This window comes from Bacillus sp. V2I10, from assembly GCF_030817055.1.
GTDB lineage: Bacteria > Bacillota > Bacilli > Bacillales > Bacillaceae > Bacillus_P.
In genome coordinates, this window is record NZ_JAUSYV010000001.1 from 5,128,510 (window position 1) to 5,153,104 (window position 24,595).

A 24,595-nucleotide genomic window follows, 5' to 3' on the forward strand; every position below is an offset into this window, starting at 1 on the left:
TTTTACTTTTATGAAACACTGAAAAATCGATTATAAAATAGAAGAATCACGAACAAAAAAGGAGCATCTGCTTAGGTGAAAGCAGATGCTTTTTCAACAAAAAGGGGGGACCTTTAATTAGAGTGCACAATATAGAATAAGCAGAATAAATGGAGTTTGCGCTCAGCCCTATCCATATCAAGTTTATTAAACATGACTAACGGAAGGCTATTTTCATGCATTTTTCAGTGAATTATCAGAGGTTCTAGATTTTCATTAAAAAATGTTGTCAAACTATTAGCTGGTCTTTCCATTAAGAAAATCATCACCATACATTAACAAAGCCTTGAAATTAAAAAACAAGCCCATAAATGAGCTTGTCCTAATAAGCACGATCCTGATAAAAATAATTCGGCTTCAGGATTTTATTTTCATACTGTTTATGAAAAATATGAGTCGTCGCAGGTGAAACCGGAGGAATCAGCCATGTCCAATCTCCCGTTACATCCCGTCCCTCTGCCGCTTCGTTGTGCTCAAAGCGTTTAAATTGCTGGGCAGCGGTATGATGATCGACAATGCTTGCTCCTGCTTCTTTGAAAGAATGCAATACAGCAACGTTCAGTTCAACAAGTGCTTTATCTTTCCAAAGCGTCGCATTGGAGGAGGTATCTATTCCCATAATTGAAGCCACTTTTGGAAGCATGTTATATCTTCCCTCGTCAGCTAAATTCCTTGCCCCGATTTCCGTTCCCATATACCAGCCATTGAACGGTGCTGCAGGAAAGGTTATCCCGCCTATTTCAAGGCTCATGTCGGATATAATCGGAACAGCATACCATTTGGCGTCAAGCTTGCAGAACTCCGGGTATTGAGGATGCGTGATTGGAATTTCAAACACAATTTCAGAAGGGATTTCATACCACACCGGCTCCCGATTTCCTGCCTGTATGACAAGCGGAAGCAGATCATAGTCCGTTCCCCCTCCCTCCCATCCAAGCTCTTCACATTTTTTTGTAAATGCGATGGACCCTGGATCGCCGACAATGCCTGAATCCGTTTCATAGCCCGCATATCTCAGCAGCTGGTGATTCCAGATTCGGACTAGTTCAGATCCATCCTTGGCAGGCTTAAAAATCGTAATCAGCGGACGGATTCTGCCGTTGTTGGTTGCATATTCAATATGCGAAAACAGCGCGTCCCTGATCTCTTCTTCCGTCGCAAGGTCTCTTGCATCCACAACTCTTAGCGTGTTCCAGAATAAGCGGCCAATGCACTTATTGCTGTTTCTCCACGCCAGTTTAGCCCCGTGCTCAAGTTCTTCAAACGTTAAATGATACTGACCCTCTTTATCGAGCAGAGATTTGATTTGCAAAAGACGGGCAACGGTTTCTTCTTCCGTTTTTCCCAGCTCCTGATAACATTGTCTGATAAATTTTTCTGCCTCTATCATATATTCAAGTTGAGCAGCCACGATAACCTCCTAAATAACCAAGCTTATATAGTAAGAACTACGTAAATTTTTCAAAAAAGACTACTTCCGATATCATTACAGTATATCATCCCTATTGAAGCATACTTTTACTACAAACAAAACTTTGATGAACTTTTCTATACGGAAAATATATATATGAAGGATTCTCGCCTAATTCATATCTCTCAGGAGGAATTTCGCTCTAGGAAAAAGATATTCTATAAAAATATGAAAAACTTATCATTTTTTTGTTGCAATATGAAAGCCCTTTATTTAAAATAGGGTTTATGCAAGCGATTGCACGAGATTGCACTCATATTTGCACAACATTATTTTAAAAAATAAGTAAGCAATTCTTCCTAATAATGAATTCGTTTACACTATTTATATTTAATAAGGGAAAGAAGGGCAAAAGATGAAGAACTTATTATCGTTTGATTTCTGGCAAAAATTCGGTAAAGCCTTGATGGTTGTTGTAGCCGTTATGCCAGCAGCCGGAATTATGATCTCACTTGGCAAGTTAATCGCCATGTCAGGCGGAGACATCACGCTCGTGCAAACGATTGCACGAGTAATGGAAGATATCGGTTGGGGCATTATCACCAATCTTCACATCCTGTTTGCAGTTGCGATTGGGGGTTCCTGGGCTAAAGAACGCGCTGGCGGAGCGTTCGCTGCATTAATCGCGTTCATTCTTATTAACCGTATTACAGGAGCGATCTTTGGAGTTAATTCTGCTATGCTTGCAGATCCTGAAGCGACTGTAAATTCTTTATTCGGACAAGAATTAATTGTTAAAGATTACTTCACATCTGTATTAGGTGCCCCGGCATTAAACATGGGTGTATTCGTTGGGATTATCGCAGGTTTCCTTGGTGCAAACCTGTTTAATAAATATTACAATTACAATAAGCTTCCAGAATCACTTTCATTCTTTAACGGCAAGCGCTTTGTGCCTTTCGCAGTTATCGGCGGATCTGTTGTAACCGCTATCGTATTATCTCTAGTTTGGCCATTTATTCAAGGCCTTTTAAATGACTTCGGTCAATGGATTGCCACTTCACGCAACACGGCACCAATTGTTGCACCATTTATCTTTGGCGCACTTGAGCGCCTGCTTCTTCCTTTCGGTCTTCATCACATGCTGACAGTGCCGATGAACTATACGTCTCTTGGCGGAACATACGAAATCTTAACTGGCGGAAGCGCTGGTTCAACGGTATCCGGTCAAGATCCTTTATGGCTTGCATGGATTGCCGACTTAAACAACTTCCTTGCTGCAGGAGATACTGCAAGCTATAACAAGTTGTTAAATGACGTGACACCAGCCCGTTTTAAAGTTGGACAAATGATTCTTTCTACAGCCTCACTAATCGGTATTGCTTATGCGATGTACCGCAATGTTGATAAAGACAAACGAATGAAATATAAATCAATGTTCCTATCTGCAGGTCTTGCAGTATTTTTAACTGGCGTAACAGAGCCAATCGAATTCATGTTCATGTTCGCTGCTCCTGTTCTGTATGTTGTATACGCTATTACAACAGGGCTTGCATTTGCGATCGTCGATATCATCGACATCCGTGTTCACTCATTTGGTTTCATTGAGTTATTAACACGTACTCCAATGATCATTAAAGCTGGTTTATGGATGGATATCGTGAACTTTGTTCTTGCATGTTTAGTATTCTTTGGTCTTAACTTTGGAATCGCTAACTTCATGATCAAACGATTCAACTTCCCTACTCCGGGACGCAACGGAAACTACATCGATTCTGAAGAGCCTGCTGCTAAAGGCAATGGTGAAGTAAACAGCGATTCACAGGCTTCTGCTATCATTACTTTACTTGGCGGATCTGCTAATATTGAAGATGTAGATGCATGTATGACACGCCTTCGTGTTACTGTAAAAGATTCAGGCAAGGTTGCAGGCGAGGCGCAATGGAAAGAGAACGGCGCTCTTGGTTTAATTATTAAAGACAAAGGTGTACAAGCAATCTACGGACCGAAAGCAGATGTTTTAAAATCTGATATTCAAGATACGTTAGGAGCTTAACCATGAAATTATTAACGCTTAATTGTCACTCTTGGCAAGAAGAAAACCAGATGGAGAAAATCAAAACACTGGCAAAAACAATCCAGGAAAAATCATATGATGTCATTGCCCTTCAGGAAGTCAGCCAGCTTGAAGATGAGCCCATCGTTTATGATCAGTTAAAAAAGAACAATTATGCGTTAGTTCTTCTCGACGAGCTGAAACAGCTTGGAGTAACTGATTATCATCTCGTTTGGGGGTTTGCCCATATGGGATATCCTGGATACGAGGAAGGCTTGGCTATTTTATCCAAGCATCCTATAACCAATAATGAAACCTTCTTCGTTACCAAAGGTCAGAATACCTGGAAAGTCCGGTCAATCGTTTGTGCCACAATTCAATACAATGAGCGATTACTCTCCTTTTACTCATGTCATCTTGGCTGGTGGCATGACGAAGAGGAGCCATGTAAATTCCAGATGGATTCTCTTCTTCAAAAGCTTGACCGATCTCATCCGTTCTTTTTAATGGGTGACTTCAATAACAGCGCTGATATAAGAGATGAAGGTTATGACTACCTCCTGTCAAACGGTTTATATGATACGTATAAACTTGCTGAAGATAAGGATTCAGGCATAACCGTTAAAGGCAAAATAGCCGGCTGGGATGAAAATAAACAAGATTTGCGCATTGATTTGATTCTATCAAGTGAAAAGGTTAAAGTGCTGTCATCCAAAGTTATTTTCAACGGTGATCATAAACCTGTCGTTTCAGATCATTATGGTGTTGAGACAGAGATTAGCATGTAAATGAGGGCTGCTTCTTTTTAAAGAGGCAGCTTTTTTTTATTTTGTCACCTTTTCTTCTTCTTTTGTGTTTATCCTTTATATCTCACGGGGAAATTAAAAAGGTTATAGGGAGGCCGACTATGAAAGATTTGCTAAGAAGAATTCACCAGCACGAATTAAACGACTTATCAGCAGTTATTGCCTATTATTTTTTACTTTCCCTTTTTCCGCTGCTTATTTTTTTAATTGCCATGTTTCCATATTTTTCGCTAGATGTTTCTCCATTATTAACATGGATTAATCACTACGTGCCTTCTGAAACAGCTGAGCTGCTTACAGAACAGATCAAAAGTCTGTTTGGGGAAACAAATAGCTACATTCTCGCATTCGGCCTGATCGCAGCGCTCTGGTCTGCAAGTAACGCGACACATATTTTGATTCGGGCATTTAACCGGGCACTTGAAATTAAAGAAACCCGTCCTTTCATTAAAGTCCGTATTGATGCTCTGCTTTTGGCAGCAGGCCTAATCATTACAATTACAATCGCCCTGCTTCTTCCTGTATTTGGAAAAGTCATCATCGACAGTGCGACTCAGTATGCGCCCTTTCTTGAAAATATCAATCCGCTATTGAATCAGGCCAGGTGGATTCTTTCATTTTTCATGATTAATTTGGTTTTGCTCGCCCTTTATTATTTTGCGCCAAGTGAAAAGCTTGGATTTTTTGAAATCTATTTCGGATCTCTTTTAGCCACAACGCTCTGGATTATAAGCTCATATGGGTTTTCTTTTTACGTTGATAATTTCAAAGCCTTTAATGCTGCTTATGGAAGTTTGGGAGGCATCATTATTTTACTGATTTGGCTGTATTTCACAGCCTTCTCCATTTTGCTTGGCGGAGAAATAAATGCGATGCTCGTCTGCCGCAGAAGGAAAAAGTTCTGTCCTAACTGATTTCTCCTGAATGTACCAGTTTTGATATATATGGCAGAGGGTACTTTTACGGTAAGAAGACGAAAGAGGAGAAAGGAGATCTCATGTTAGATTTCATCATAAATCTATTGCGGGAGTTTGGAATATGGGGTCTGATGGCAGGTCTTGCAATTGAAGCTTCATCCCTGCCTTTTCCAGGTTCACTTATAACCCTTGCGTATGGCTATTTACTGGATTTATCGATACTCCAATTAATCTGGATTGCCCTTTTAGGGAGTGCGGTTTATACGGTATTCAGTTTTATTCCTTATTGGATTGGATATAAATTAGAGCATAAAATGAAAAAGAAGCTGACAAAAAAGAAAAAAACATTTGAAAAAACGCAGCGCTGGTTTAATAAATGCGGTCTTTGGAGCATTGCAATTGCACGGCCCTTAGGAATCGGCAACTATATTTCTTACGTTTCAGGCCTTTCAAAAGTGAAGGCTTTGCCATTTGCTGGCCTTACATTTTTAGGGGTATTCCCTCTAAATATCACCATGCTCTGGCTTGGACAGATTGGCAGCCTAAAATCGATTACTGCATTCATGTCAGATATGCAGACTTATCTTATAATTGCCGCCGGATTGGCGATTGTCCTATTCCTTCTCTACCGTTTTGTCTACAAGAAGAAGGATTGTTCTGATTCAGCAAGTTCCTCCAGTCAAAAGGTTTAATTAGAAAAGCGGAAGCGCCCTTTAGCTCAGGGCATGGCAGAACAAATCCGGCAGAAAAATTCCGGTCTTGATTTTTTTGCCGGATTTGTTCTGGCGATGAAGCTAGACAAAAATGCGCAAAATTTTATACGTTCTTATCTCTAAAAAAATCCAAGGGGAATCCCCTTGGATTATTTTTTTGCACCAATCAGGTAAATCAGCGACAAAATGATGCATATCGCGAGTGTGATAATCGTACCGATAGGCGGTGAAGTCATTAATATCCCAACTAGAATCGCAAGTAATGCAATTAGTGAAAACCATGATGTATAAGGATAGCTTTTTACAAAAAAACCTTTTAGCGCAACTCCTGGTTTTCTGCTTTTCAAATGAGCAATTGTAAGCAAAATCCAGATCGTTAAAATCGCATATCCAGGCACAACCATCAGATAGCCAAACGTTTCGCCTTCAGCAAATACCGCAATGATTACTCCGACATATAAGAATGAAGTACTCGCAAGCAGCGCTCTGACTGGAACACGTTTAGAAGATAACTTCGAGAAAAACTTCGGTGCATTTCCGTCCAAAGCCTGTGTATACAGGAGACGGGATGCAGCATACATTCCCGTGTTTGCCGCAGATATCACAGCAGTCAGCAGGACGAAATTCATAAAGCCCCCTATATAAGGAATACCAAGTGTATCGAATACCGTAACAAATGGGCTTTGCTTGCCAACCTCATTCCATGGCATCAGACTGACAATGACAAGTATCGGAAGGACATAAAAGACTAATATCCGGATAATGACGCTGCGTGCTGCTTTTGGAATAACTTTTTCAGGATTTTCTGTTTCTCCAAGCGTCATACCGATCATTTCAGTTCCGCCAAATGAAAACATAACAACAAGCATAGAAGCGGCAATACCTGATAGGCCAAACGGAAGAAAGCCGCCATGCGCGGTAAGGTTTCCAAACCCGGCAGCACTTTCTCCATTAAAGTCTGCAAAAATCAGAACGCCTCCAAGTAAAATAAACAGGGTTAAAACGGAAACCTTTAAAGCTGAAAGCCAGTATTCTGTCTCTCCAAATATGTTAACCGCAAACAAGTTAATAACTGTGATTAATACAGAAACAATCAGCGACAGCAGCCATAGCGGTGTATCTGGAAACCAATATTTCAAAAACCCGGCTGCAGCTGCCATTTCTGCTGCCATAACAAGCATCCAGCTGATGAAATAAATCCACCCTGCAAAGAATCCGGCATACGGGCCGAGAATCGTCTGAATCAAATCTCTCAAAGTTTTCGCTTTAGGCTGCTGAACAGCCATTTCAGCCATAGCCTGCATGACAAAATATAAAATAATGCCTGCTAATAAATAAGATAAAATAACCCCAGGTCCCGCAAGCTCAATGGATGAACTGCTGCCCTGAAAAATGCCTGCACCGATTGCACCGCCAAGGGCAATCATGGTCACATGCCTTGATTTCAGTCCTCTGGCTAATTCTTCTTTATTTGAACTCATGCTCGTCTCTCCTTACTCATGTTCTATGCTCTTTTGTGGTACATGTTATCTTAACAAAAAAGCAGAAACGTGAAAACTGCCTGAAATTTAGGTTTATTTCGTCAGCTCCCAAATCTCATTTAAAACCGGCATCTCCAGTTTTTCTTCTTCTGTTACCCTATCCCAATGAATGCCGTCAGGCTTGCTGTATGGTGTGTTCGTTTCCATCACACCAAGCTCTGTTACGATATAATCCACAGGCAAATCATATGTATCCACCTCAAACTCCTCATCCGTCACTTGGATGCTGTGGATCGTTGATATGACAGGAACATGAGGATTTCCAAGCTCCCTCATAATGGCATACTCCCGGTCCGAATACCCTTCTCCTTTGCCGATTCTTCTTCCGTCTTTATGAACAGCAACAGATCCGGCCACAATTAAGTCAACCCTCGGCAGCCCGGATAACGGAATTTCTTTTCCATATTGTTTCATATTCTTCAAGCTCACAGCCCTCCGCTCTTCTCCTTCAGGGACCCATTCTCTTTTAAGCATAATAAAACCTGCTTTTAACCTAGGAGTCGGAACGAGAAGTGTTTTTCCGTCTTTAATGACACGGGCACGAAGGGGCAGCTGTGGCGCATCGGGGTTAATCTTTATCACTTCAGCATTTTTGTATACATCAAGCTGCGTTGCATATTCTGCTGCCGCCGCTGCCCCCTTAAAATTCGGGATTCTATTTTTTAATGGAAACGGAAATCCTCCAAGCTTCTCTTTCTCAAGCCTGTCCCACTTATTCTGACGAATTTCGTCCTTCGTTTTCATTGATTGTCCCCCTTTCGTTTCAAATCTAAATAATGTGTTGAGTTTTCAAATAGATTATCTTCTATAAATCCCGCCTGAATATAAAAGCGGGATGCTTCCTTAGTATCCGTTCTTAGCACAGCGACATCGAAGAAATCATCGGCTCCCGTTAAAAGAGTACTTAATAGAAGTCCGCCGACACCTTGCCTTCTATGTTCTTTTGAAACATAGAACCTCCTTATCCGCAAAGCCTTTTCATTTTGTAAATATGGATCCTGATTTATGCCCCCGATACCAATCAGAGTTTCATCAAGATATGCCCCCAACAGTATTTCCCCTGGCTTTTGAAACGTATTATCTCCAGATTGATACTCAGTAACGAGTCTTTCCAAAAAACGAAATCCATCTCCTTTACTTTCCTCAACAAGCTTTGAAATCCCTTCCGAATCTGCTGAATCCCATCGTTTTATTGTAATCAACTAATTCCCTCTTTCTTCTTCAATAGAACATTTTAAAAGACTCTTTCTTTGCCTTGTCCATCATCAGGTGTTACGGTAATAAAAACAATATCAGGAGGATGTATAAATTGACGTATTCACAAAGACAAATACTGTTTGCAGACCGTCCAACAGGAACACCAACAGCCGAGACGTTTCAATATTCTGAAGTGCCTGTGCCTACCCCTGAGGAAGGTCAAGTCCTTATTCGCACTCTGTATTTATCCGTTGACCCCTATATGAGAGGCCGTATGAATGAAGGCAAATCCTACATCGCGCCTTTTCAGCTGAATGAACCAATTTCAGGCGGAGTTGTTGGTGAGGTTGTTGATTCAAAAGGCAGTAAATTAAAACAGGGGGATATCGTCATCGGCAATCTTCCTTGGCAGGAATACTCTGTGGCAGGTGAAAGAGAGGTCCGCCAAATCGACCCTTCCATAGCACCCATTACAGCATACCTTGGCATCCTTGGCATGACTGGATTAACAGCTTATTTTGGTCTGCTTGATATCGGGAAACCTAAAAAAGGCGAAACAGTCGTTGTTTCAGGCGCAGCTGGAGCTGTTGGTTCTGTAGTTGGCCAAATAGCTAAAATTAAAGGTGCTAGAGTTGTCGGAGTTGCGGGTTCAGATGAAAAAATCAAGTATTTGATTGATGAACTTGGATTTGATGCTGCTATTAATTATAAAACAGAAGATGTAGAAAAAGCACTTGCGGAAGCATGCCCACATGGCGTGGATGTCTATTATGACAATGTTGGCGGAGAAATTTCAGAAGCTGTCCATAAACAGCTGAATAAGTTCGCACGAATTCCAGTATGCGGTGCGATTTCAACTTATAATTCAGAAGGTGCTGACTTAGGCCCTCGCATAGAAACAACGCTGATCAAATCAAGTGTCCTTATGCAGGGATTTGTAGTCGGAGATTTCTCTTCCCGCTTCAGCGAAGGCGCAGAAGAGCTTGGAGGCTGGCTGCAGGAAGGCAAGCTGAAATATGAAGAGACGATCGTTGAAGGCTTTAACAATATTCCACAGGCTTTCCTTGGCTTGTTTGAAGGAACAAATTTAGGAAAGCAGCTAGTAAAGATTGCTGAGCCGACTGTAAAATCATCCTCACTATAACGAAAAGTCGACCATATTGAACTGCACCCCAATTGTTAGACACAACTAACAATTGGAGGTGCAGTTTTTATGGCGAGATTTACTTCAGAAGAAAAAATACAGGCAGTAAGACAATATATAGATGGTAATGAGGGAGGACAAACAATTGCTAAATCTATTGGTGTTCATCCGAGTTTACTCCATCAGTGGATTAAACAATTTGCACTTTTTGGTGATGATGCTTTTGAAAAACGCTATACACCCTACCCCGCACAGTTTAAACTAGATGTACTCAATTATATGAACGAACACGGGACGTCTATCAGGGAAACTGCGGCGATTTTTAATATTCCATCTTATGAAACGCTTCGAAAATGGAAAGTTGCTTATGAAACAGAAGGATTTGATGCCCTACAATCAAAGAAAAAGGGGCGTCCATCCATGAAAAATAAAAATAATAAGACATCAAATACTCATGTACCCGATGAAGGGTCAATAGAGGCTTTACAGGCAGAGAATGAACGTTTACGTATGGAGAATGCCTATTTAAAAAAGTTGAATGCCTTAGTTCAAAACAAGGAAAAATCACCAAACATGACAAAGCACAAGTAGTCTATGAATTAAGGAATGCATTCCCGGTGAAAGCACTTATACAGCTAGCAGACATTCCGCGTAGCACGTATTACTATTGGGTGAAAAACTTCGGTCGTCCTGATCCAGATGCAGAACTGAAAGTATTGATTAAATCTGTTTTCGATGAACATGAAGGTCGGTTTGGTTACCGTCGTATTCGTGATGAACTTAGAAATCGCGGACACCAAGTAAACCACAAAAAGGTACAGCGTATCATGAAAGAACTAGGGCTAAAATGTCTTGTCCGTATGAAAAAATATCGCTCTTACAAAGGAACTGTGGGCAAGATTGCTCTAAATATTTTAGATCGTAATTTCAAAGCTGAAAAACCAAATGAGAAATGGGTTACGGATATTACAGAGTTTAAATTATTTGGAGAAAAGCTATTTATCGCCGATATTGGACTTATTTAATGGAGAAATCATTACGTATACAATCGGTTCAAGACCAACCTACTCAATCATTTCAACGATGTTAGATCAAGCTTTTGAAAGTTTAACAGACGACGATACTCTCCTTATTCATTCCGATCAAGGCTGGCATTATCAAATGAAACAATACAGTAATGCCCTTAGGGAACGTGGCATTACGCAAAGTATGTCTCGCAAAGGGAATTGTTACGATAACGCTGTTATGGAAAATTTCTTTGGTATCATGAAATCGGAACTTCTTTATCTAAAAGAATTTGAAAGTGTGGAACACTTTAAACAAGAACTAGAAAAATATATAGAATACTATAATCACAAAAGAATCAAGGCAAAATTAAAAGGCATGAGCCCGGTACAATACCGAGCTCATGCCCAACGGGCTGCCTAATGAAATAACCTGTCTAACTTTATGGGGTCAGTTCATATCGGTCGACTTTTTCAGCATTGGATCCAATCACACAAAACATCCCAGTCTGCCGGCTTATCGGCATTGGAAATAATTTTGTCCACTTTTTCTATAGGCACCATTTTATAGTTGGCACGTGAGCCAATTTTAGAGTGATCGGCTAAAACATAGACTTCCTTTGCATTTTGAATGAGTATCTTTGATAGAACAGCCTTTTCAAGATCATAGCAAGTAATGCCTTCTTCAGCGGAAATGCCGTCTATCGAGATAAAGGCTTTATTGACGTAAAATTCATTTGCCATTTGCTCTGCCAGCGCTCCCGAAGACCGATAGTGCTTGCTTCTTACGCTTCCGCCGATAAAAATAACCTCTCCATCAAATAAATTCTTATTGGCGTATGATATCAAGAGCGATGCGACTGGAAAGGAGTTTGTAATGACGGTCACATTTGGACAATCACATAATGGTCTGACCATCTGCAAAGTTGTACTTCCTTCATCAATGAAAATGACGTCGTTTTTATTAATGGAAGATACAGCCTTCTGTGCGATGCACTGCTTTTCTTCAATTCTAATGATTTCCCGTTCAAAAAGTGCCGGTTCTTCCTTTTCATCAGAAACTTTTACGGCGCCTCCATACACTTTTTTAAGTTTTTTTTCACTTTCAAGCTCTTCTAAGTAACGCCTGATGGTTTCAGTTGATACGTCAAAATCCTTAGCAAGATCGTTGACCTTCACTTTACCTTGTTTTTCTATTAGCTCCGCAATGACTCTTTTTCTTTCCTCTGCTAATAAAGACATTCCTCAGACTCCTATATTAAATATTATTTTCATTCAATTTATTGATTTCTTCATGGATAAATATACCACGTTTTTCTAACTGATTAAATATTTGTACAGGATCCGTAAAAGCATCCTCAGGTATCACGATTCCTTTTTTCAGAACCTCACCTTTTGCAATCAGCTCTGTTGCGATTGCAAAAGGAATCGCTACGTTGCGTGTGTAGGCTCTCAATCCTTCCCAGCCTTGGACAGTGCCATCTGAAGAAGGATGCGTATGGGTTAGAATATGCTCAACTCTTTCGCCATTTTTCGTTCCAATGACCTGAATATGAAGGGCATAACCATATTGCTTTGTTTCTGTGCCTTCTTTTGATTGATATAAGTACTCCGAGATACAATTCATAATCCCTATTTCTGTACCGTTCATGACAAATTTATCATTCCGCAGAATACCATAATCATATAATGCCCGCACAAGCTGCATATTTTGCTGCGGCCACGTTCCTCTGACCTCGATTAACTGAACGCCTTTATGCTTTAAAGCTTGAGCCAATGTTTTCGTTTCCGAGTGCGGAATAATATACTGCACACCTTTTCCATATGGCTGCGGAAGCTCAATTTCCATTGGTCTCGCAAATGGAGGCACCTGTATGAACTCACCGTTCTCAAAGACGACCCGTGATGGAAGATTCGGATCATACTCATAAGAGGTTGTTTCTGCAATCGAGCGAGAAAACGCAATAGGACGGAAAGAACCGTGGCTGACTCTTACAGACTCTATTGTCTCAAGCTGGTTTGCAGCATGCATGGCCATCATCTGGGTCAGTCCTGGCGTCATGCCAAAACCGGGAAGACACGTTTTTTCATTTCTCTGGAATAATTCGTGCTGGGAATCCTCTTCGCCAAAGCCGTTTAAATTAAATGCCATGACAGCCCGCTTCGGCGATGCAAGCCGTTGATTTTCCGTTCAGCGTTATCGTGGTGCCGTCCATTACAATATCATAGCCCCGCATTTTGGAGACTGTATCCTCATGATCAAACACGTTCACTTTTACAAAATCGACTCGCGGATCATTCATCCACTCAACTACCTTCATGCCTTCTTCTTCATTGAAGTCTGCTACTGTGATTTTTTCGAATTTCGAATACTCCACTAAATCTAATATCGCTTCTCTGCAAATTTTCCCTGCTCCGCCTAAGCAAAATACTTTCATAGTTTTACGGCCCCTTCAGATGATGTCTCTTTAATTGCAGCTAATAATTGATCGATATCATTCGGATAAACCTCGCCGATATTTCCGATTCTGAAGGTATCCAATTTAGAGATTTTCCCGGGATAGATGACAAATCCTTTTAGTTTTAATGCTTCATAGAAACCGGCAAATGTAAATGAAGTGTCTTTAGGATACAAGAATGCCGTAATAATTGGGGAATGGTTTTCTTGATTCAGCAATGCAGCAAAACCCATTTTCTGCATGCCATCGAGAAGACGCCGCTGATTCTCCTTATAGCGTTCATATCTTGCCAAAACACCGCCCTCTTCTTCAAGCTCATTCAGTGCCTGAAAGAAAGCTCTGACAACATGTGTTGGGGATGTAAATCGCCATTTTCCTTTATGCTTCTCCATCGTTTCAAATTGATCATATAAATCAAGAGACAGAGATCTCGCATTGCCTTTGCATTTAGCAAGCTCTTCTTTTTTAGCAATGATAAATCCAAAACCCGGAACACCTTGAATGCATTTATTGGCGCTGCTGATCATATAATCGATTTTCAAGGCTGAGACGTCAATCGGAATTCCTCCAAAGCTGCTCATTGCATCAACAATTGTGATTAATCCATGCTTCTTTGCGAGACGGCATATATCTTCAATCGGATTCAGCATCCCGGTCGTAGTTTCGCAATGCACGACTGCAAGGTGCGTAAGATCTTTATGGGATTCAAGTATTTCTTGAATGGATTCGATATCTAAAACAGACTGCTCATCTGTTCTTTTAATGATCGTCGGAATTCCAAGGATATCCGCCATTTCTGCGATTCGTTCTCCATATGCCCCGTTGCATGCGACGAGAAGCTTCCCCTTTTCTTTTGGAATCACGCTTGAAATGACAGACTCAACTGAGAACGTTCCGCTGCCCTGCATGAGAACGGCAGTGTATTCATCTGATCCAGGAGCTGCAAGAGCTGTTAATTTTTTTCTTATATCCTGAACGATTGCGTTATAATCCTTGTCCCACGTGCACCAATCTTTCAGCATCGACTCGCGGACTGTATTTGAAGTTGATAATGGTCCGGGTGTTAACAGCAAGTATGGATTATTCATGTGCAGTCAGCCTCTTTTCCATTTCCTCAATTAAAGGAATCAGTTCTGCAAATTCATTAATAACATAATTAGCCCCAGCCTCATAGAAACGCTCTCTGACTGCATTCATTTTTTCCTTTAATTCTTCTTGACAGAGCGTACTCACTTCATCTTCCGTCAGTCCAAGTTCATTGCTGCCCAGGATAACTCCTACTGTCCACATACCTGCGTTGATGCCTTCTTTCATATCCGAAACGGTATCACCGACTTTTACAAGCTTATTCATTGGATAAATACCCATCTCCATTGCATTCATGTATGACATCCAAGGATAAGGACGGCCCTCTTTTACATCATCAGGAGTGAAAAGATAATCGGGATAATATCCTTTTTCCTTTGCATAAGGTGCCACAATTTTCATCATTTCTTTTGTGTAGCCAGTAGTAGATCCAATTTTCAAACCTTGGCCGCGCAGCTTTTGTATCGTTTGGATCACACCCGGAAGAGGCGTCGTAAACTGCGGAAGAATGGAAAATAAAATCTTTTCAAATTCTCCATACATCCTTTCAATATCCTGGTCAGATGGCTCCTGTCCATGAACATTCATCCATTCTTTTTTAATGCGCGGCATTTCGCATAATGCTCGAATATGATCAATTTTTAATAATCCCATCGGCTTGCGCGCTTCCTCAGCTGTAATGTTCACATCCTGATTCAGAAAAACTTCAATAAACACCTGGAGCGGAGCAAAGCATCCATAATCAATCGTTGTGCCAGCCCAATCCAAGATTATTCCTTCAATTTTCCCCATTATAGTTCCTCCTTAAGTACTTTTCGATTTTTCATCCATTTCACCATCAGTTCATAGCAAACCCGAACAAAAATGTTCGTTACAACAATCAAGATGCTCATGGCAGCTGCTGATGCTAAATTCCCGGCATCATCCATGTTGACTATTGATACTGCAGCAAGTTTAAAATCAGCTGTATATAAGAATATGACCGCTGAAACTGTCACCATGGCATTCACAAAATAATACATCGCTACTTCAAGAATCGCCGGCAGGCACATTGGAACCGTCACTTTCATGAAGGTTTTATAAAACGGAACACCCATAGACTCTGATACGAGCTCAAATTCTTTGTCCAGTTTTTTCAATGCCGTTGTTGCGGTAATAAACGAAACAGAATAAAAGTGAACGATATTTGCAATAACAATGATGGCAATGGTTCCGTATAGAAAATGAAACGGATTTGCTACCGTATAGCCAAAGATGGACAGATTTTGTTTACTGAAAAAAAAGATATACCCGAGTCCAATGACTAAGCCAGGAACTGCAAGAGGAATAAGAGATAAAAAGGTGCTCAATTTCCGAAGTCCAATCATTCCCCTGAATTTTTCTATCATATAAGCAAAAGTGAACGTAAAAATTGTTCCAAAGACGGCCGTTAGGACCGCTGCAAGCAAACTATTTTTATAAGCCGTCAAGCCATCGCCCGTAAAGCTGTCAAAGGCAAAATGCTCTAATGTAAACGTCATGTTATATGGCCAGATTTTCACGCTGGCCGCAATGAACACAGCTAAGAAAAGGACAAAGACGGCTAATGAAATGCCAGAGCAATAAAGAAATGCTAAACGGTCTCTTAGAGGATTGCGTTTTATTTGATAAGGGACTGCTTTTGAACTGGCAGCGCCTTGTTGTTTCCGCTGGGATAGCTGGTCAGCTGCAAATGCAAGGATCGCCGGAAGCATGAGAATCATGCCGACTGTGGCGCCCATGCCCATGTTTTGCTGGCCAATGACCTGCTTATAGACATCTGTCGCAAGAACGTTATATTGGCCGCCTACTATTTTAGGAGCCCCGTAATCTGTAAAACTCAAAGTAAACACGACAAAAATGGAACTGATTAAACCATACTTCGCTGATGGAAGAGTAATCGTGAAAAACTTTTTTATACCGCTTGCTCCCATTGAGTCAGCGGCTTCATACAGCCGCTGATCTGCACCAGATAAAGCAACCATTAAAATCAGGAATGCCTGCGGAAAGGTGTAAATCGTTTCAGCCATAATGATTCCGATTGGACCATATAAATCGATCTTAAACCCAGGAATCGTTTCGAAAAAACCATTTGTAATCAAGCCTTGATTTCCAAAAAGATACATCAGGGCAATTCCGTGCATCATTGTTGGTGCAAATAATGGAAGCAATGCAGAATAGCGAAAAATGGTTTTTCCATAAACGTTTGTCCGGGCAATTGCCAATGCATATACAAATGCGAGACTTACTGCCAGGACTGTAGTAATGCTTGAAACAAAGAGTGTATTTTTTAGAGATTGAACAAGAATTTCAGACTGAAAGTAGCTGACAAAATTCTGCAGTCCAATAAAGATGCCTTTACCGTCAATAAATGCTTGGACAAACAGCATTAATAATGGGAGTACCAATACTCCAGCAGCAGCTAATAGGGAGAAGATCAAGAGCAAACGCTGCAGCCATTCATTTAATCCTGCTTTTTGCCGTTTACGTTTATTCGATGATAGCTTTAAATGTGCAGTGTCCATTCGCATCTCCATTTAGACAACCACCTGTTCTTTGTAGGCTAACAATCGATGATCCGGCAGTGTAATCTTCAAGGATTTCCCCTTCGAAAGATCCATGCGGTGCGCCATATGGGCCGATAAATCAACAAGCAAATTCTGATGGAATAGCTTCGATTCTGTTTCGGTAATTTTCACCTTCACCCTGTAGACAGGCCCTTTGAATTCAACTGCTTCTATCACTGCATTTGCTCCGTTATCATTTGTAACCTGGACATGCTCAGGCCGTATCGCCATCAGGTGATTTTTGTCAGAATTCAAGAAATTCATAGAACCGATAAAGTTAGCAACAAATGGCTGATTAGGCTGATGGTACACTTCCTGCGGGGTACCAGCCTGCATGATTTGAGCATGATTCATGACGACAATCCGATCAGCCATTGTTAATGCTTCCTCCTGATCATGCGTGACCATAATGGTTGTGATCCCAACCTTTTCTTGAATGGTGCGAATTTCATAACGCAGTTTTTCACGCACCTTTGCATCCAGCGCTGATAAAGGTTCATCCAGCAGCAGGAAATCTGGCTCAAGTGCAATCGCTCTTGCAAGCGAAACGCGCTGCTGCATACCGCCTGAGAGCTGTGCCGGATATTTGTCCTTAACATGCAGAAGATCTACTAGATTCAAAGCTTCAAGCGCTTTTTCCTTCACTCTTTTTTTCGGATACTTGCGGGTTTTCAGTCCAAATTCGATATTTTGAAGAGCTGTTAAATTAGGAAATAGCGCATAGGATTGAAACACAATTCCAAAGTTTCGCTTAGCCGGCGGCAAGTCTGTCATATCTTTGCCATTCACATAAACACGGCCTGCATTAGGTTCCTCAAGTCCTGCAATGATGCGCAGCAGGGTTGTTTTTCCGCATCCGCTCGGTCCAAGCAGACAAACAAATTCATTTTTGCTAATGTCAAAAGATACGTTGTTAAGAGCTGTAAACTGATTGAAGTTTTTACTTATTCCTTCAACCTTCAGATAGGAATGCGGCATCTTTATACCAGCCTTTCTAATGGCTTTGGCGAGAAACCAAGTTCTCGCTAAAGCCTCATTTTCTTACTCTTTTGGTTCAGCTTTTTCACCAAATTCTGCTTCCCACTTTTTAAGAATCATGTCGCGGTTTTCTGCAGCCCAATTCAGATCATTGTCCTTGTACATTTTGTCTTGTACACCCTCAGGGAATGCTTCTGGTTTTTCAAACTTGTTTTCCATTGTTGAAAATCCATTTGCATCGTAATATTTCTTCATCACATCTTCCGAAATGGCCCAATCTAAGAAAGCTTTTGCAGCCGCTTCATTTTTCATCTCATTTTTAGCAATAAGTCCATTCGCTTCAACATCCCAGCCTAAGCCTTCTTCAGGGAGGATGACATCTACAGGGGCACCATCTTGTTTTTGTGTGACACCGCTGTATACTAATGAGATTCCAATTGGATATTCCCCAGCTGCAGACAGCTTAGCGGGCTTTGACCCCGAATGTGTGTAAGTACCGATGTTTTCATGCAGTTTTTCCATGTAATCATAGCCTTTGTCTTCACCCATCACCTGCAGCCATGCATTGACCGTTAAGTAACCTGTTCCCGATGATGCAGGGTGAGGCATGACGATTAACCCTTTGTACTCAGGCTTAGTTAAATCTTCATATGTTTTTGGAATTGGCAAGTTTTTCTTTTCAAGCTCCACTTCGTTTACAACAATCCCAGTCATAAATGCGGTGTTTCCAACCCATTTTTCAGGCTGATTGTCATCTTTAAATTGTGGAAGAATTTTAGCTGAATCCTTTGGAGTATAGCCTTCCAGCATTTCCTTTCCATCCAGCGCCAGCAGACTTGAGGCAGCCAGTCCCCAAACAACATCTGCTTCAGTATCTTTTCCTTCTGCTAAAAGCTTAGCTGTGATAATTCCGGTTGAATCACGGACAATATTTAAGTTGATATTCGGGTATTTCTCTTCAAATGATTTTAAGTATTCTGGAATAAGTTCTTCTTCAATAGCAGTGTAAACCGTAAGTTCACCTTCTACTTCTTTGTTTGCTTCTCCGTTTGTTGCTGACCCGCAAGCAGTTAACAGTGTGAAAGACATAAGTAAAACGAAAAGCTTAAGAATGTGGTTTTTCATTGTTTTTTCTCCCCGTTTAGTATTTTTCGTTACAAATACAATATAAAACCACAATGTTAAGCAAATATTAACGTGAAGTTAAGAATTTGTTTTGTGTGCTTTTTTGTTGTATTCCTTTGTCTTTTAAAATCAAAAAGAAACAGAGGGGACCATCCCCCTCTGTTCTTTTTAAGCAGCTTTCTTTTTAAATTTTTTCCTGTAAAAAACCGATAATCCGACGATTAAAGGCGTAATCACGATGGTCGGCAGGAACCATAATAGAATACTCACTGATTCAATCGCAAGCAGCCTTGGAGCTCCAAATACCATAAACGCCGTGATCGTCGAAATACAGCAGGCAAGCATGCCGGAAAAATGCTCAAACCACCAATGCATTTTTTGCTTCGGTTTAGTAAGCCAGTACGTCAGCTGAGAAATTCCGAGAAAGATTCCTACAAGCGGAAACCAAGTGAGCAATGCAACGTCATTTACAATCCCATAAATACACATACCAATTCCTGATGATAGAAGCAGCAATGGATAAAAGAGATCGAGTACATTTCTGTGCCGATCTTTCCGATTTTTAAACCGGAGAACGCGAATTCCATAATAAGCTGCTGCTGAGCTTAAAATCGCAATAAAAATTAAAAACCACGAAAAAGAGATGAGCTCTGCACTCGCATTGGCGTCGAAAAAAATACGGTAAGCGCCCATATAAAAAGCGCTTATAGCCACCACAATCATACCGCCTGTATAAACCCAGCCTGATACCCGGTGCACCTTGCCTCCTTTTTTCGTTACAATTGGAATCCAAAAGACAAATAGTGCAGCGAATCCCCCGATAATATGCAGTATTTTAAATAATTGAAAAAACTCCACGGAAACACCTCCATATTTATTTTACTTCTTTATTTACATTATTTTCTTATTTTTTTTATAATTAGAGTGATTTCTTATTTCAATGCCAAAAGACTGCGCAATTTATTCGCAGCCTTTTTTTCAGTATTTAAAATAATAAATAGTTAATAAACGTGGTGAAAATGGGTGCAGTCGCTAATATAAGTGCCGCTGTAACAGGGTCTGCTTTGGTTAAACTTGCAAGAAACTCCAATGATTTAATGTAACCCCAATTAATCCGATCATCATAAGAAATATGACAGCCCTTTTAAGTGGTCGCTGAGCTGTAACAACATTAAACAATATGATTATTAAAAAGAGATTGATGAAAAGGATCCGTATGAATGCAATTTCTATTGGACGGAAATAGTTTACCAGGATTGCTCCAAAGATAAAATTGCTGCCCCAGCAAATGACACAAAAAAGAAGGCCCATATAGATAAACATGGGCTTTGTCTTAAGAATATGCTTCATACTGAATACTCTAATTTACTTAACGTGCCGTATACAATTTCCCCATTTATCATGATGGCTTTCCGATCTGGACGTCTTGCAACTACTTCTGCTGAGGAAGCAGCCTCTATGAAAATGAAATTTGCTCGATCTTCAGCTTTCGGCCAAAGATATTCTCCTTTATTTGTTAACGCGGTTACGCCTCCCGTTGCCCACTTTAACGTGCTCCGAAGCGACACCTCATCAATTCTGCGGCTAATTTGGGCATATTTTTGAACCTTCTCAAGCACATCTCCATTCCCATGAGGACTCCATGAATCATAAAAACCATCACAGCCAAAGTGGACATCTACGCCATGAGCATCTAAAAGCTCGATTGGCGGTAAAGATTTTGTAAGAGGAATGGTTGACATAATAGAGACACCATTTTCCCTTAAGCGTTCTGCAAGTGCTTTTTGCTGAACTTCAGGAACCTCTCCGATACAGAAAGCATGGCTGATAGCAGAGCGGTTCTGCCAGTTCGCTTCTTCAACGTAATCCATCCACTTATCTATTGTGTAGACCCCAGCGTTTCCTCCATCGTGTAAATGAATATCAACGTCTGCGTTAAACTCTGCAGCAATTTCCATAGTTTCATATAATGATTTCTCAATCGAGCGGTCGATTCCAGCAGGGTCCAGGCCTCCGACCATTGTAGCTCCATTTCTCATCGCTTTTCTCATCAACTGCGGAACATCATCTCTCAGTAATCCATGCTGTGGAAAAGCAATGACATCAGCGGTAATTACTCCTTTGAACTCCTCAAGTGCTTCAAGAACACCTTCTAAATTTTTCAGACCAATGTAAGGATCAATGTTTACATGCGTTCTGATGTGGGTTGAGCCTTTGGATAAGATCATTTCAATCATGCTCATTGCTCTTTGCTTCGTCGTTGGTGCAAGTTCTTTTAGTTCCTGCGCTTCAAAGTGGAGCCGTTCATTTAGATTCTTTACTGGCTTGCAAGCCTTCCAATCCAATGATAGATAGGTTTTGTCCAAATGATTATGCATTTCTTTGAAGGTTGGAATTGCAAGTAATCCGTTTGCATCAATCACTTCTGCCTGTTCTGAGATCCTTTCAGTATGGTGCAGCCGCTCCTTAATTTTTCCCTCTTTAATCCCAATATGGAATAGATCTGTTTTCGTTTCAATAAGTCCATCTTCGTTAAGCTGATTTCCCACCTCTAATTTAACGTTCTTCAGCCATTTCAAGTTCATCATTCCTTTCTAAGCAAGATTGATCTGCTTTATTCCCATTCTTATAGACAGATTCAATTCGTGCTCTTCTTGCTACAGCTTCAGCTGAACAGCTTGCATCCACTAAAATAAAGTCTGCCGGGTCCCCGACTTTCGGCCAAACTTGTTCACCTGCATCATTAAGAGGAGTGACACCTCCTGAGGCATATTTCCAAGATCTATTTAATGAAAATTCATCAATATAACGGAAACGTTCCGCTAAAATACTTAATTTTTCCACTGTATCCCCAGTTCCAAATGGAGACCAATGATCAGTAAGACTGTCGTGGCCAACAGATACTTTTAATCCATGTTGATCTAATGCAGGAATTGGAATAGTAGGACGATTTATCGGAACAGTAGTTGTAATATCAATTTCTTGTTCTTTTAATACATTCATAATATCTAAGAGAGGCTGACCTTCTAGATCACCCAGTGCAATAGCATGACTGATTGTCACTTTCCCCTTCATTTTGGCTTCTTTCGTAAAATCAGCAAGACGTTCAAAAGTAAAGGCTCCTAATGAATTCGGTTCATGGAGATGAATATCTATACCTGCATTGTGTTCTGCCGCAATATCAAATGTTGTCCATAAAGATTGTTCAATATTTCGGTCGATTGTCGCTGGATCCACTCCGCCTACATGTGTTGCTCCATTTTTCATTGCATCTCTAATTAATTGCACAGAGCCACTTCGCAATAACCCATGCTGAGGGAAGGCAACAATTTCATAGGTTATAAATTTTTTATATTTTTCTAGCGCACTTACTGTTACTTCAAGATTTTTCAGGCCAGATGTAGGTTCAACATTACAGTGTGTTCTGATATGTGTATGGCCATTTTGCAGCAGCAGCTCAATCATTTTCTCTGCGCGTCTTTGAGCAAATGGAAATTGTTTAGGAAGCAATTCCTTTTCTTCCTCTATTCTGGTGAAAATGCCATTTGTAATAGGACGGCACGCTTTCCATGGCCCGCTATAATACGTTTTATCAATATGAATGTGCATTTCACGAAAAGATGGCAGCATGAGCTTTCCTTTTGCATCAACAACAGGTAAAGAATTGTTGATCTCGCTTTCATCTGCTGTCATGGACGTTAGTTTTCCATTTTCTATTTTCAAATGGAACTCTTGTGCAACGGTCCCGGTAACTGCGCCATTTTCTTTTTTAAATCCCGTTTCAAGCCTGACATTTTTCAGCCAAAATGTATTCACTATAAAGTTCCTCCCATATTGATTTTTTCTATTAACCACGGATGGTGACCCAGAGCTCTTTTTCGCCTGAGCCACCTATTCCTCTTACTCTAGCGTAACGTCATTTACCATTAAATAGTTAACAGCATTAAGCCAGAAGTCATTTACTTCGTTGTTATATATGGCCATGTGCTCGTAGTTTCTAATTGGAATGTACACAGCATCGTCCATTTCGATGGCCATCGCTTCCTCATAAAGCTTTTTTCTCACTTCTGGGTCTGTTTCTTTTCTGGCTTGTTCAATGAGCTGATCGACTTTTTTGTTCGTATAGTAGAAATGATTTCCCGGTGAACCATGAGAGTCGGAGTGGAACAAGTTATACTGATTATAATCTCCATCTCCTGTGGCATTTCCCCACCCTCCAATAAACATGTCTTGTTCACCTTTATCCACCGCTTCAATATAGGCTCCATACTCTAATACTTGAATATTTACTTTAACGCCAATCCCTTTTAACTGTGACTGGATGACCTCTGCCATATTAATTCTCTCTTTACGATCACTTGTTATTAACGTTAACTCCAATCCGTCTTTGAAACCGGATTCTTTCAGCAAATCTTTTGCTTTATTTGGGTCATACTCGTACGGCTTTATTTCTTTGCTGTATCCGAATACTTTTGGGCTCATTGCCGCATTGGCTAATGTTCCTGCCCCATTGTAAACCCCTTTTATTATCGCTTCTCTTTCAATGGCAGAAGAAATCGCTTGGCGTACCTTCACATTATCAAAAGGAGCTTTTTGTGTATTAAATCCAATGTATTCAACGGCCAGTCCTTCTGTCCGATAGAGGTTAAGAGTTTCTGAGTTATTAATTCTATCAATTTCCGTTACAGGCACCTGATCATTGATATGAGCTTCCCCTGTTTCAACCATCGCAATCCGGGTAGAATCCTCTGGAACGACTTCAAATTCAATACCATCAATAAGCGGTTTCTCTCCCCAGTATTTATCATTTTTCACAAGGGTAATAGACTCGCCTGATTTCCAGGATTCAAATTTAAATGGTCCAGTTCCAACTGGTTTTTTCGATAAGGTATCTGAACTTTCTTCTATTGCTTTGGGACTTATAATACTCCCTTCATTACTGGCTAAAATCGAAAGGAGAGGGGCATATGGAGTACTAAGTTTGATTTGAACCTTGTTCTCATCAAGAACGGTCACTTCCTTAATCATGCCGAGCTTATCCTTTTGAGGGGATCCTGTCTTTGGATCTATCAAACGATCCAAGGTTTTCTTTACAGCAATTGCATTAAACTTGGAAGTGTCGTGGAATGTAATCCCTTCATTTAAAGTGAATTCCCATGTAGTATCATCAGTCTGTTCCCAGCTTTTAGCCAATCCGGGAACAATTTTCATGTCCTTATCAAATGTGACCAATGTTTCATATACCTTTTGATATAAAACATTTGCTGAGGGAATATCCGTAATAAAATGAGGATCTAGATTGGTGGCATCAGATAGTCGAACGACCTTGAGAACTCCTCCACTCTTCTTACCGCTTTCATCACTTGATGCTGTTTCATTACCAGTACTGCCAGTAGAACATGCTTGCACCAAAAGCATCGACATGATGATGAATAGAACCATAAGACCTTTCATACTCTTCTTAAGCTTTCTTGAATGACTCATTTTTCCCCTTCTTCCTTTTTTATGTTTGCAAGGCTTATTTGCATTATAAA

Annotated in this window: 20 protein-coding genes and 2 pseudogenes; 6 read left to right on the top strand and 16 right to left on the bottom strand. The window is 40.6% G+C overall.

Annotated features, from left to right (window positions below; all coding sequences use genetic code 11):
• Positions 1-361: 361 nt before the first annotated feature.
• A complete protein-coding gene (locus tag QFZ72_RS25890) occupies positions 362-1,429 on the bottom strand; it encodes a nitric oxide synthase oxygenase (RefSeq protein WP_307440020.1) in 1,068 nt (355 codons plus the stop codon).
• Positions 1,430-1,865: 436 nt separating this feature from the next.
• Between QFZ72_RS25890 and QFZ72_RS25895 the strand changes: the two genes are divergently transcribed.
• From QFZ72_RS25895 to QFZ72_RS25910, 4 genes are all read left to right on the top strand, one after another.
• Positions 1,866-3,506, top strand: a complete 1,641-nt coding sequence (locus tag QFZ72_RS25895) for a PTS transporter subunit IIBC (RefSeq protein ID WP_307439054.1) — start codon at positions 1,866-1,868, stop codon at positions 3,504-3,506.
• Positions 3,507-3,508: 2 nt separating this feature from the next.
• Positions 3,509-4,294, top strand: coding sequence for an endonuclease/exonuclease/phosphatase family protein (locus QFZ72_RS25900; protein WP_307439055.1), 786 nt, complete (start codon positions 3,509-3,511; stop codon positions 4,292-4,294).
• 119 nt (positions 4,295-4,413) lie between these two features.
• Positions 4,414-5,226 carry a YihY/virulence factor BrkB family protein gene (locus QFZ72_RS25905; protein ID WP_307439056.1) on the top strand — a complete coding sequence of 271 codons (813 nt, stop codon included), beginning with the start codon at positions 4,414-4,416 and terminating at the stop codon, positions 5,224-5,226.
• 83 nt (positions 5,227-5,309) lie between these two features.
• Positions 5,310-5,921, top strand: coding sequence for a DedA family protein (locus QFZ72_RS25910; protein WP_307439058.1), 612 nt, complete (start codon positions 5,310-5,312; stop codon positions 5,919-5,921).
• Positions 5,922-6,091: 170 nt separating this feature from the next.
• On the opposite strand, the gene QFZ72_RS25915 is transcribed toward QFZ72_RS25910, so the two are convergent.
• The 3 genes from QFZ72_RS25915 to QFZ72_RS25925 form a co-directional block, all read right to left on the bottom strand.
• Complete coding sequence (locus QFZ72_RS25915) at positions 6,092-7,423, bottom strand: amino acid permease (protein ID WP_307439061.1); 1,332 nt, start codon at positions 7,421-7,423, stop codon at positions 6,092-6,094.
• A gap of 93 nt (positions 7,424-7,516) precedes the next feature.
• On the bottom strand, positions 7,517-8,227 hold the full coding sequence (locus QFZ72_RS25920) for a 5-formyltetrahydrofolate cyclo-ligase (protein WP_307439063.1): 711 nt from the start codon (positions 8,225-8,227) through the stop codon (positions 7,517-7,519).
• Positions 8,224-8,685 carry a GNAT family N-acetyltransferase gene (locus QFZ72_RS25925; protein ID WP_307439065.1) on the bottom strand — a complete coding sequence of 154 codons (462 nt, stop codon included), beginning with the start codon at positions 8,683-8,685 and terminating at the stop codon, positions 8,224-8,226. Before QFZ72_RS25925 ends, QFZ72_RS25920 begins: the two co-directional genes overlap by 4 nt.
• A 107-nt stretch (positions 8,686-8,792) precedes the next feature.
• Here QFZ72_RS25925 and QFZ72_RS25930 point away from each other — a divergent pair, with 107 nt between their 5' ends.
• Both QFZ72_RS25930 and QFZ72_RS25935 read left to right on the top strand, forming a co-directional pair.
• Entirely contained in the window at positions 8,793-9,824 is a 1,032-nt protein-coding gene (locus QFZ72_RS25930) for an NADP-dependent oxidoreductase (RefSeq protein WP_307439068.1), read from the top strand.
• Positions 9,825-9,893: 69 nt separating this feature from the next.
• Positions 9,894-11,252 (top strand): annotated as a pseudogene (locus QFZ72_RS25935) (IS3 family transposase).
• Positions 11,253-11,302: 50 nt separating this feature from the next.
• Here QFZ72_RS25935 and QFZ72_RS25940 read toward each other — a convergent pair.
• The 12 genes and pseudogenes from QFZ72_RS25940 to QFZ72_RS25990 form a co-directional block, all read right to left on the bottom strand.
• The gene (locus tag QFZ72_RS25940; protein ID WP_307439070.1) at positions 11,303-12,070 is read right to left on the bottom strand and encodes a DeoR/GlpR family DNA-binding transcription regulator; all 768 of its coding nucleotides are present in this window, start codon (positions 12,068-12,070) and stop codon (positions 11,303-11,305) included.
• Positions 12,071-12,086: 16 nt separating this feature from the next.
• Positions 12,087-13,266 (bottom strand): annotated as a pseudogene (locus QFZ72_RS25945) (saccharopine dehydrogenase family protein).
• Positions 13,263-14,375, bottom strand: coding sequence for a 2-aminoethylphosphonate--pyruvate transaminase (phnW, locus tag QFZ72_RS25950; protein ID WP_307439072.1), 1,113 nt, complete (start codon positions 14,373-14,375; stop codon positions 13,263-13,265). The pseudogene QFZ72_RS25945 and the gene phnW overlap by 4 nt, the downstream one beginning before the upstream one ends.
• Entirely contained in the window at positions 14,368-15,165 is a 798-nt protein-coding gene (gene phnX, locus QFZ72_RS25955) for a phosphonoacetaldehyde hydrolase (protein ID WP_307439076.1), read from the bottom strand. The genes phnW and phnX overlap by 8 nt, the downstream gene beginning before the upstream one ends.
• Positions 15,165-16,928: a putative 2-aminoethylphosphonate ABC transporter permease subunit gene (locus QFZ72_RS25960; RefSeq protein WP_307439078.1), complete on the bottom strand. Its 1,764-nt coding sequence runs from the start codon at positions 16,926-16,928 to the stop codon at positions 15,165-15,167. Before QFZ72_RS25960 ends, phnX begins: the two co-directional genes overlap by 1 nt.
• Positions 16,929-17,936, bottom strand: coding sequence for an ATP-binding cassette domain-containing protein (locus QFZ72_RS25965; RefSeq protein ID WP_307439080.1), 1,008 nt, complete (start codon positions 17,934-17,936; stop codon positions 16,929-16,931).
• 63 nt (positions 17,937-17,999) lie between these two features.
• Positions 18,000-19,061: a putative 2-aminoethylphosphonate ABC transporter substrate-binding protein gene (locus QFZ72_RS25970; RefSeq protein WP_307439082.1), complete on the bottom strand. Its 1,062-nt coding sequence runs from the start codon at positions 19,059-19,061 to the stop codon at positions 18,000-18,002.
• 168 nt (positions 19,062-19,229) lie between these two features.
• Entirely contained in the window at positions 19,230-19,919 is a 690-nt protein-coding gene (locus tag QFZ72_RS25975; protein WP_307439084.1) for a DUF2306 domain-containing protein, read from the bottom strand.
• 210 nt (positions 19,920-20,129) lie between these two features.
• Complete coding sequence (locus QFZ72_RS29660; protein ID WP_373464642.1) at positions 20,130-20,411, bottom strand: EamA family transporter; 282 nt, start codon at positions 20,409-20,411, stop codon at positions 20,130-20,132.
• Positions 20,408-21,646 (bottom strand): amidohydrolase, encoded by a 1,239-nt coding sequence (locus tag QFZ72_RS25980; RefSeq protein ID WP_307439086.1) that lies wholly within the window; start codon positions 21,644-21,646, stop codon positions 20,408-20,410. Before QFZ72_RS25980 ends, QFZ72_RS29660 begins: the two co-directional genes overlap by 4 nt.
• Complete coding sequence (locus QFZ72_RS25985; RefSeq protein ID WP_307439088.1) at positions 21,618-22,877, bottom strand: amidohydrolase family protein; 1,260 nt, start codon at positions 22,875-22,877, stop codon at positions 21,618-21,620. The genes QFZ72_RS25980 and QFZ72_RS25985 overlap by 29 nt, the downstream gene beginning before the upstream one ends.
• Before the next feature lie 84 nt (positions 22,878-22,961).
• Entirely contained in the window at positions 22,962-24,545 is a 1,584-nt protein-coding gene (locus QFZ72_RS25990; RefSeq protein WP_307439090.1) for a glutathione ABC transporter substrate-binding protein, read from the bottom strand.
• Positions 24,546-24,595: the final 50 nt, after the last annotated feature.

Coding starts and splice junctions, on each gene's coding strand:
- QFZ72_RS25965 (WP_307439080.1), bottom strand. CDS start 17,936: ATGCCGCATTCCTATCTGAAGGTTGAAGGAATAAGTAAAAACTTCAAT.
- phnX (WP_307439076.1), bottom strand. CDS start 15,165: ATGGGGAAAATTGAAGGAATAATCTTGGATTGGGCTGGCACAACGATT.
- QFZ72_RS25980 (WP_307439086.1), bottom strand. CDS start 21,646: ATGAACTTGAAATGGCTGAAGAACGTTAAATTAGAGGTGGGAAATCAG.
- QFZ72_RS25970 (WP_307439082.1), bottom strand. CDS start 19,061: ATGAAAAACCACATTCTTAAGCTTTTCGTTTTACTTATGTCTTTCACA.
- QFZ72_RS25990 (WP_307439090.1), bottom strand. CDS start 24,545: ATGAGTCATTCAAGAAAGCTTAAGAAGAGTATGAAAGGTCTTATGGTT.
- QFZ72_RS25900 (WP_307439055.1), top strand. CDS start 3,509: ATGAAATTATTAACGCTTAATTGTCACTCTTGGCAAGAAGAAAACCAG.
- QFZ72_RS25910 (WP_307439058.1), top strand. CDS start 5,310: ATGTTAGATTTCATCATAAATCTATTGCGGGAGTTTGGAATATGGGGT.
- QFZ72_RS25890 (WP_307440020.1), bottom strand. CDS start 1,429: ATGATAGAGGCAGAAAAATTTATCAGACAATGTTATCAGGAGCTGGGA.
- QFZ72_RS29660 (WP_373464642.1), bottom strand. CDS start 20,411: ATGAAGCATATTCTTAAGACAAAGCCCATGTTTATCTATATGGGCCTT.
- QFZ72_RS25940 (WP_307439070.1), bottom strand. CDS start 12,070: ATGTCTTTATTAGCAGAGGAAAGAAAAAGAGTCATTGCGGAGCTAATA.
- QFZ72_RS25920 (WP_307439063.1), bottom strand. CDS start 8,227: ATGAAAACGAAGGACGAAATTCGTCAGAATAAGTGGGACAGGCTTGAG.
- QFZ72_RS25905 (WP_307439056.1), top strand. CDS start 4,414: ATGAAAGATTTGCTAAGAAGAATTCACCAGCACGAATTAAACGACTTA.
- QFZ72_RS25895 (WP_307439054.1), top strand. CDS start 1,866: ATGAAGAACTTATTATCGTTTGATTTCTGGCAAAAATTCGGTAAAGCC.
- phnW (WP_307439072.1), bottom strand. CDS start 14,375: ATGAATAATCCATACTTGCTGTTAACACCCGGACCATTATCAACTTCA.
- QFZ72_RS25960 (WP_307439078.1), bottom strand. CDS start 16,928: ATGGAGATGCGAATGGACACTGCACATTTAAAGCTATCATCGAATAAA.
- QFZ72_RS25915 (WP_307439061.1), bottom strand. CDS start 7,423: ATGAGTTCAAATAAAGAAGAATTAGCCAGAGGACTGAAATCAAGGCAT.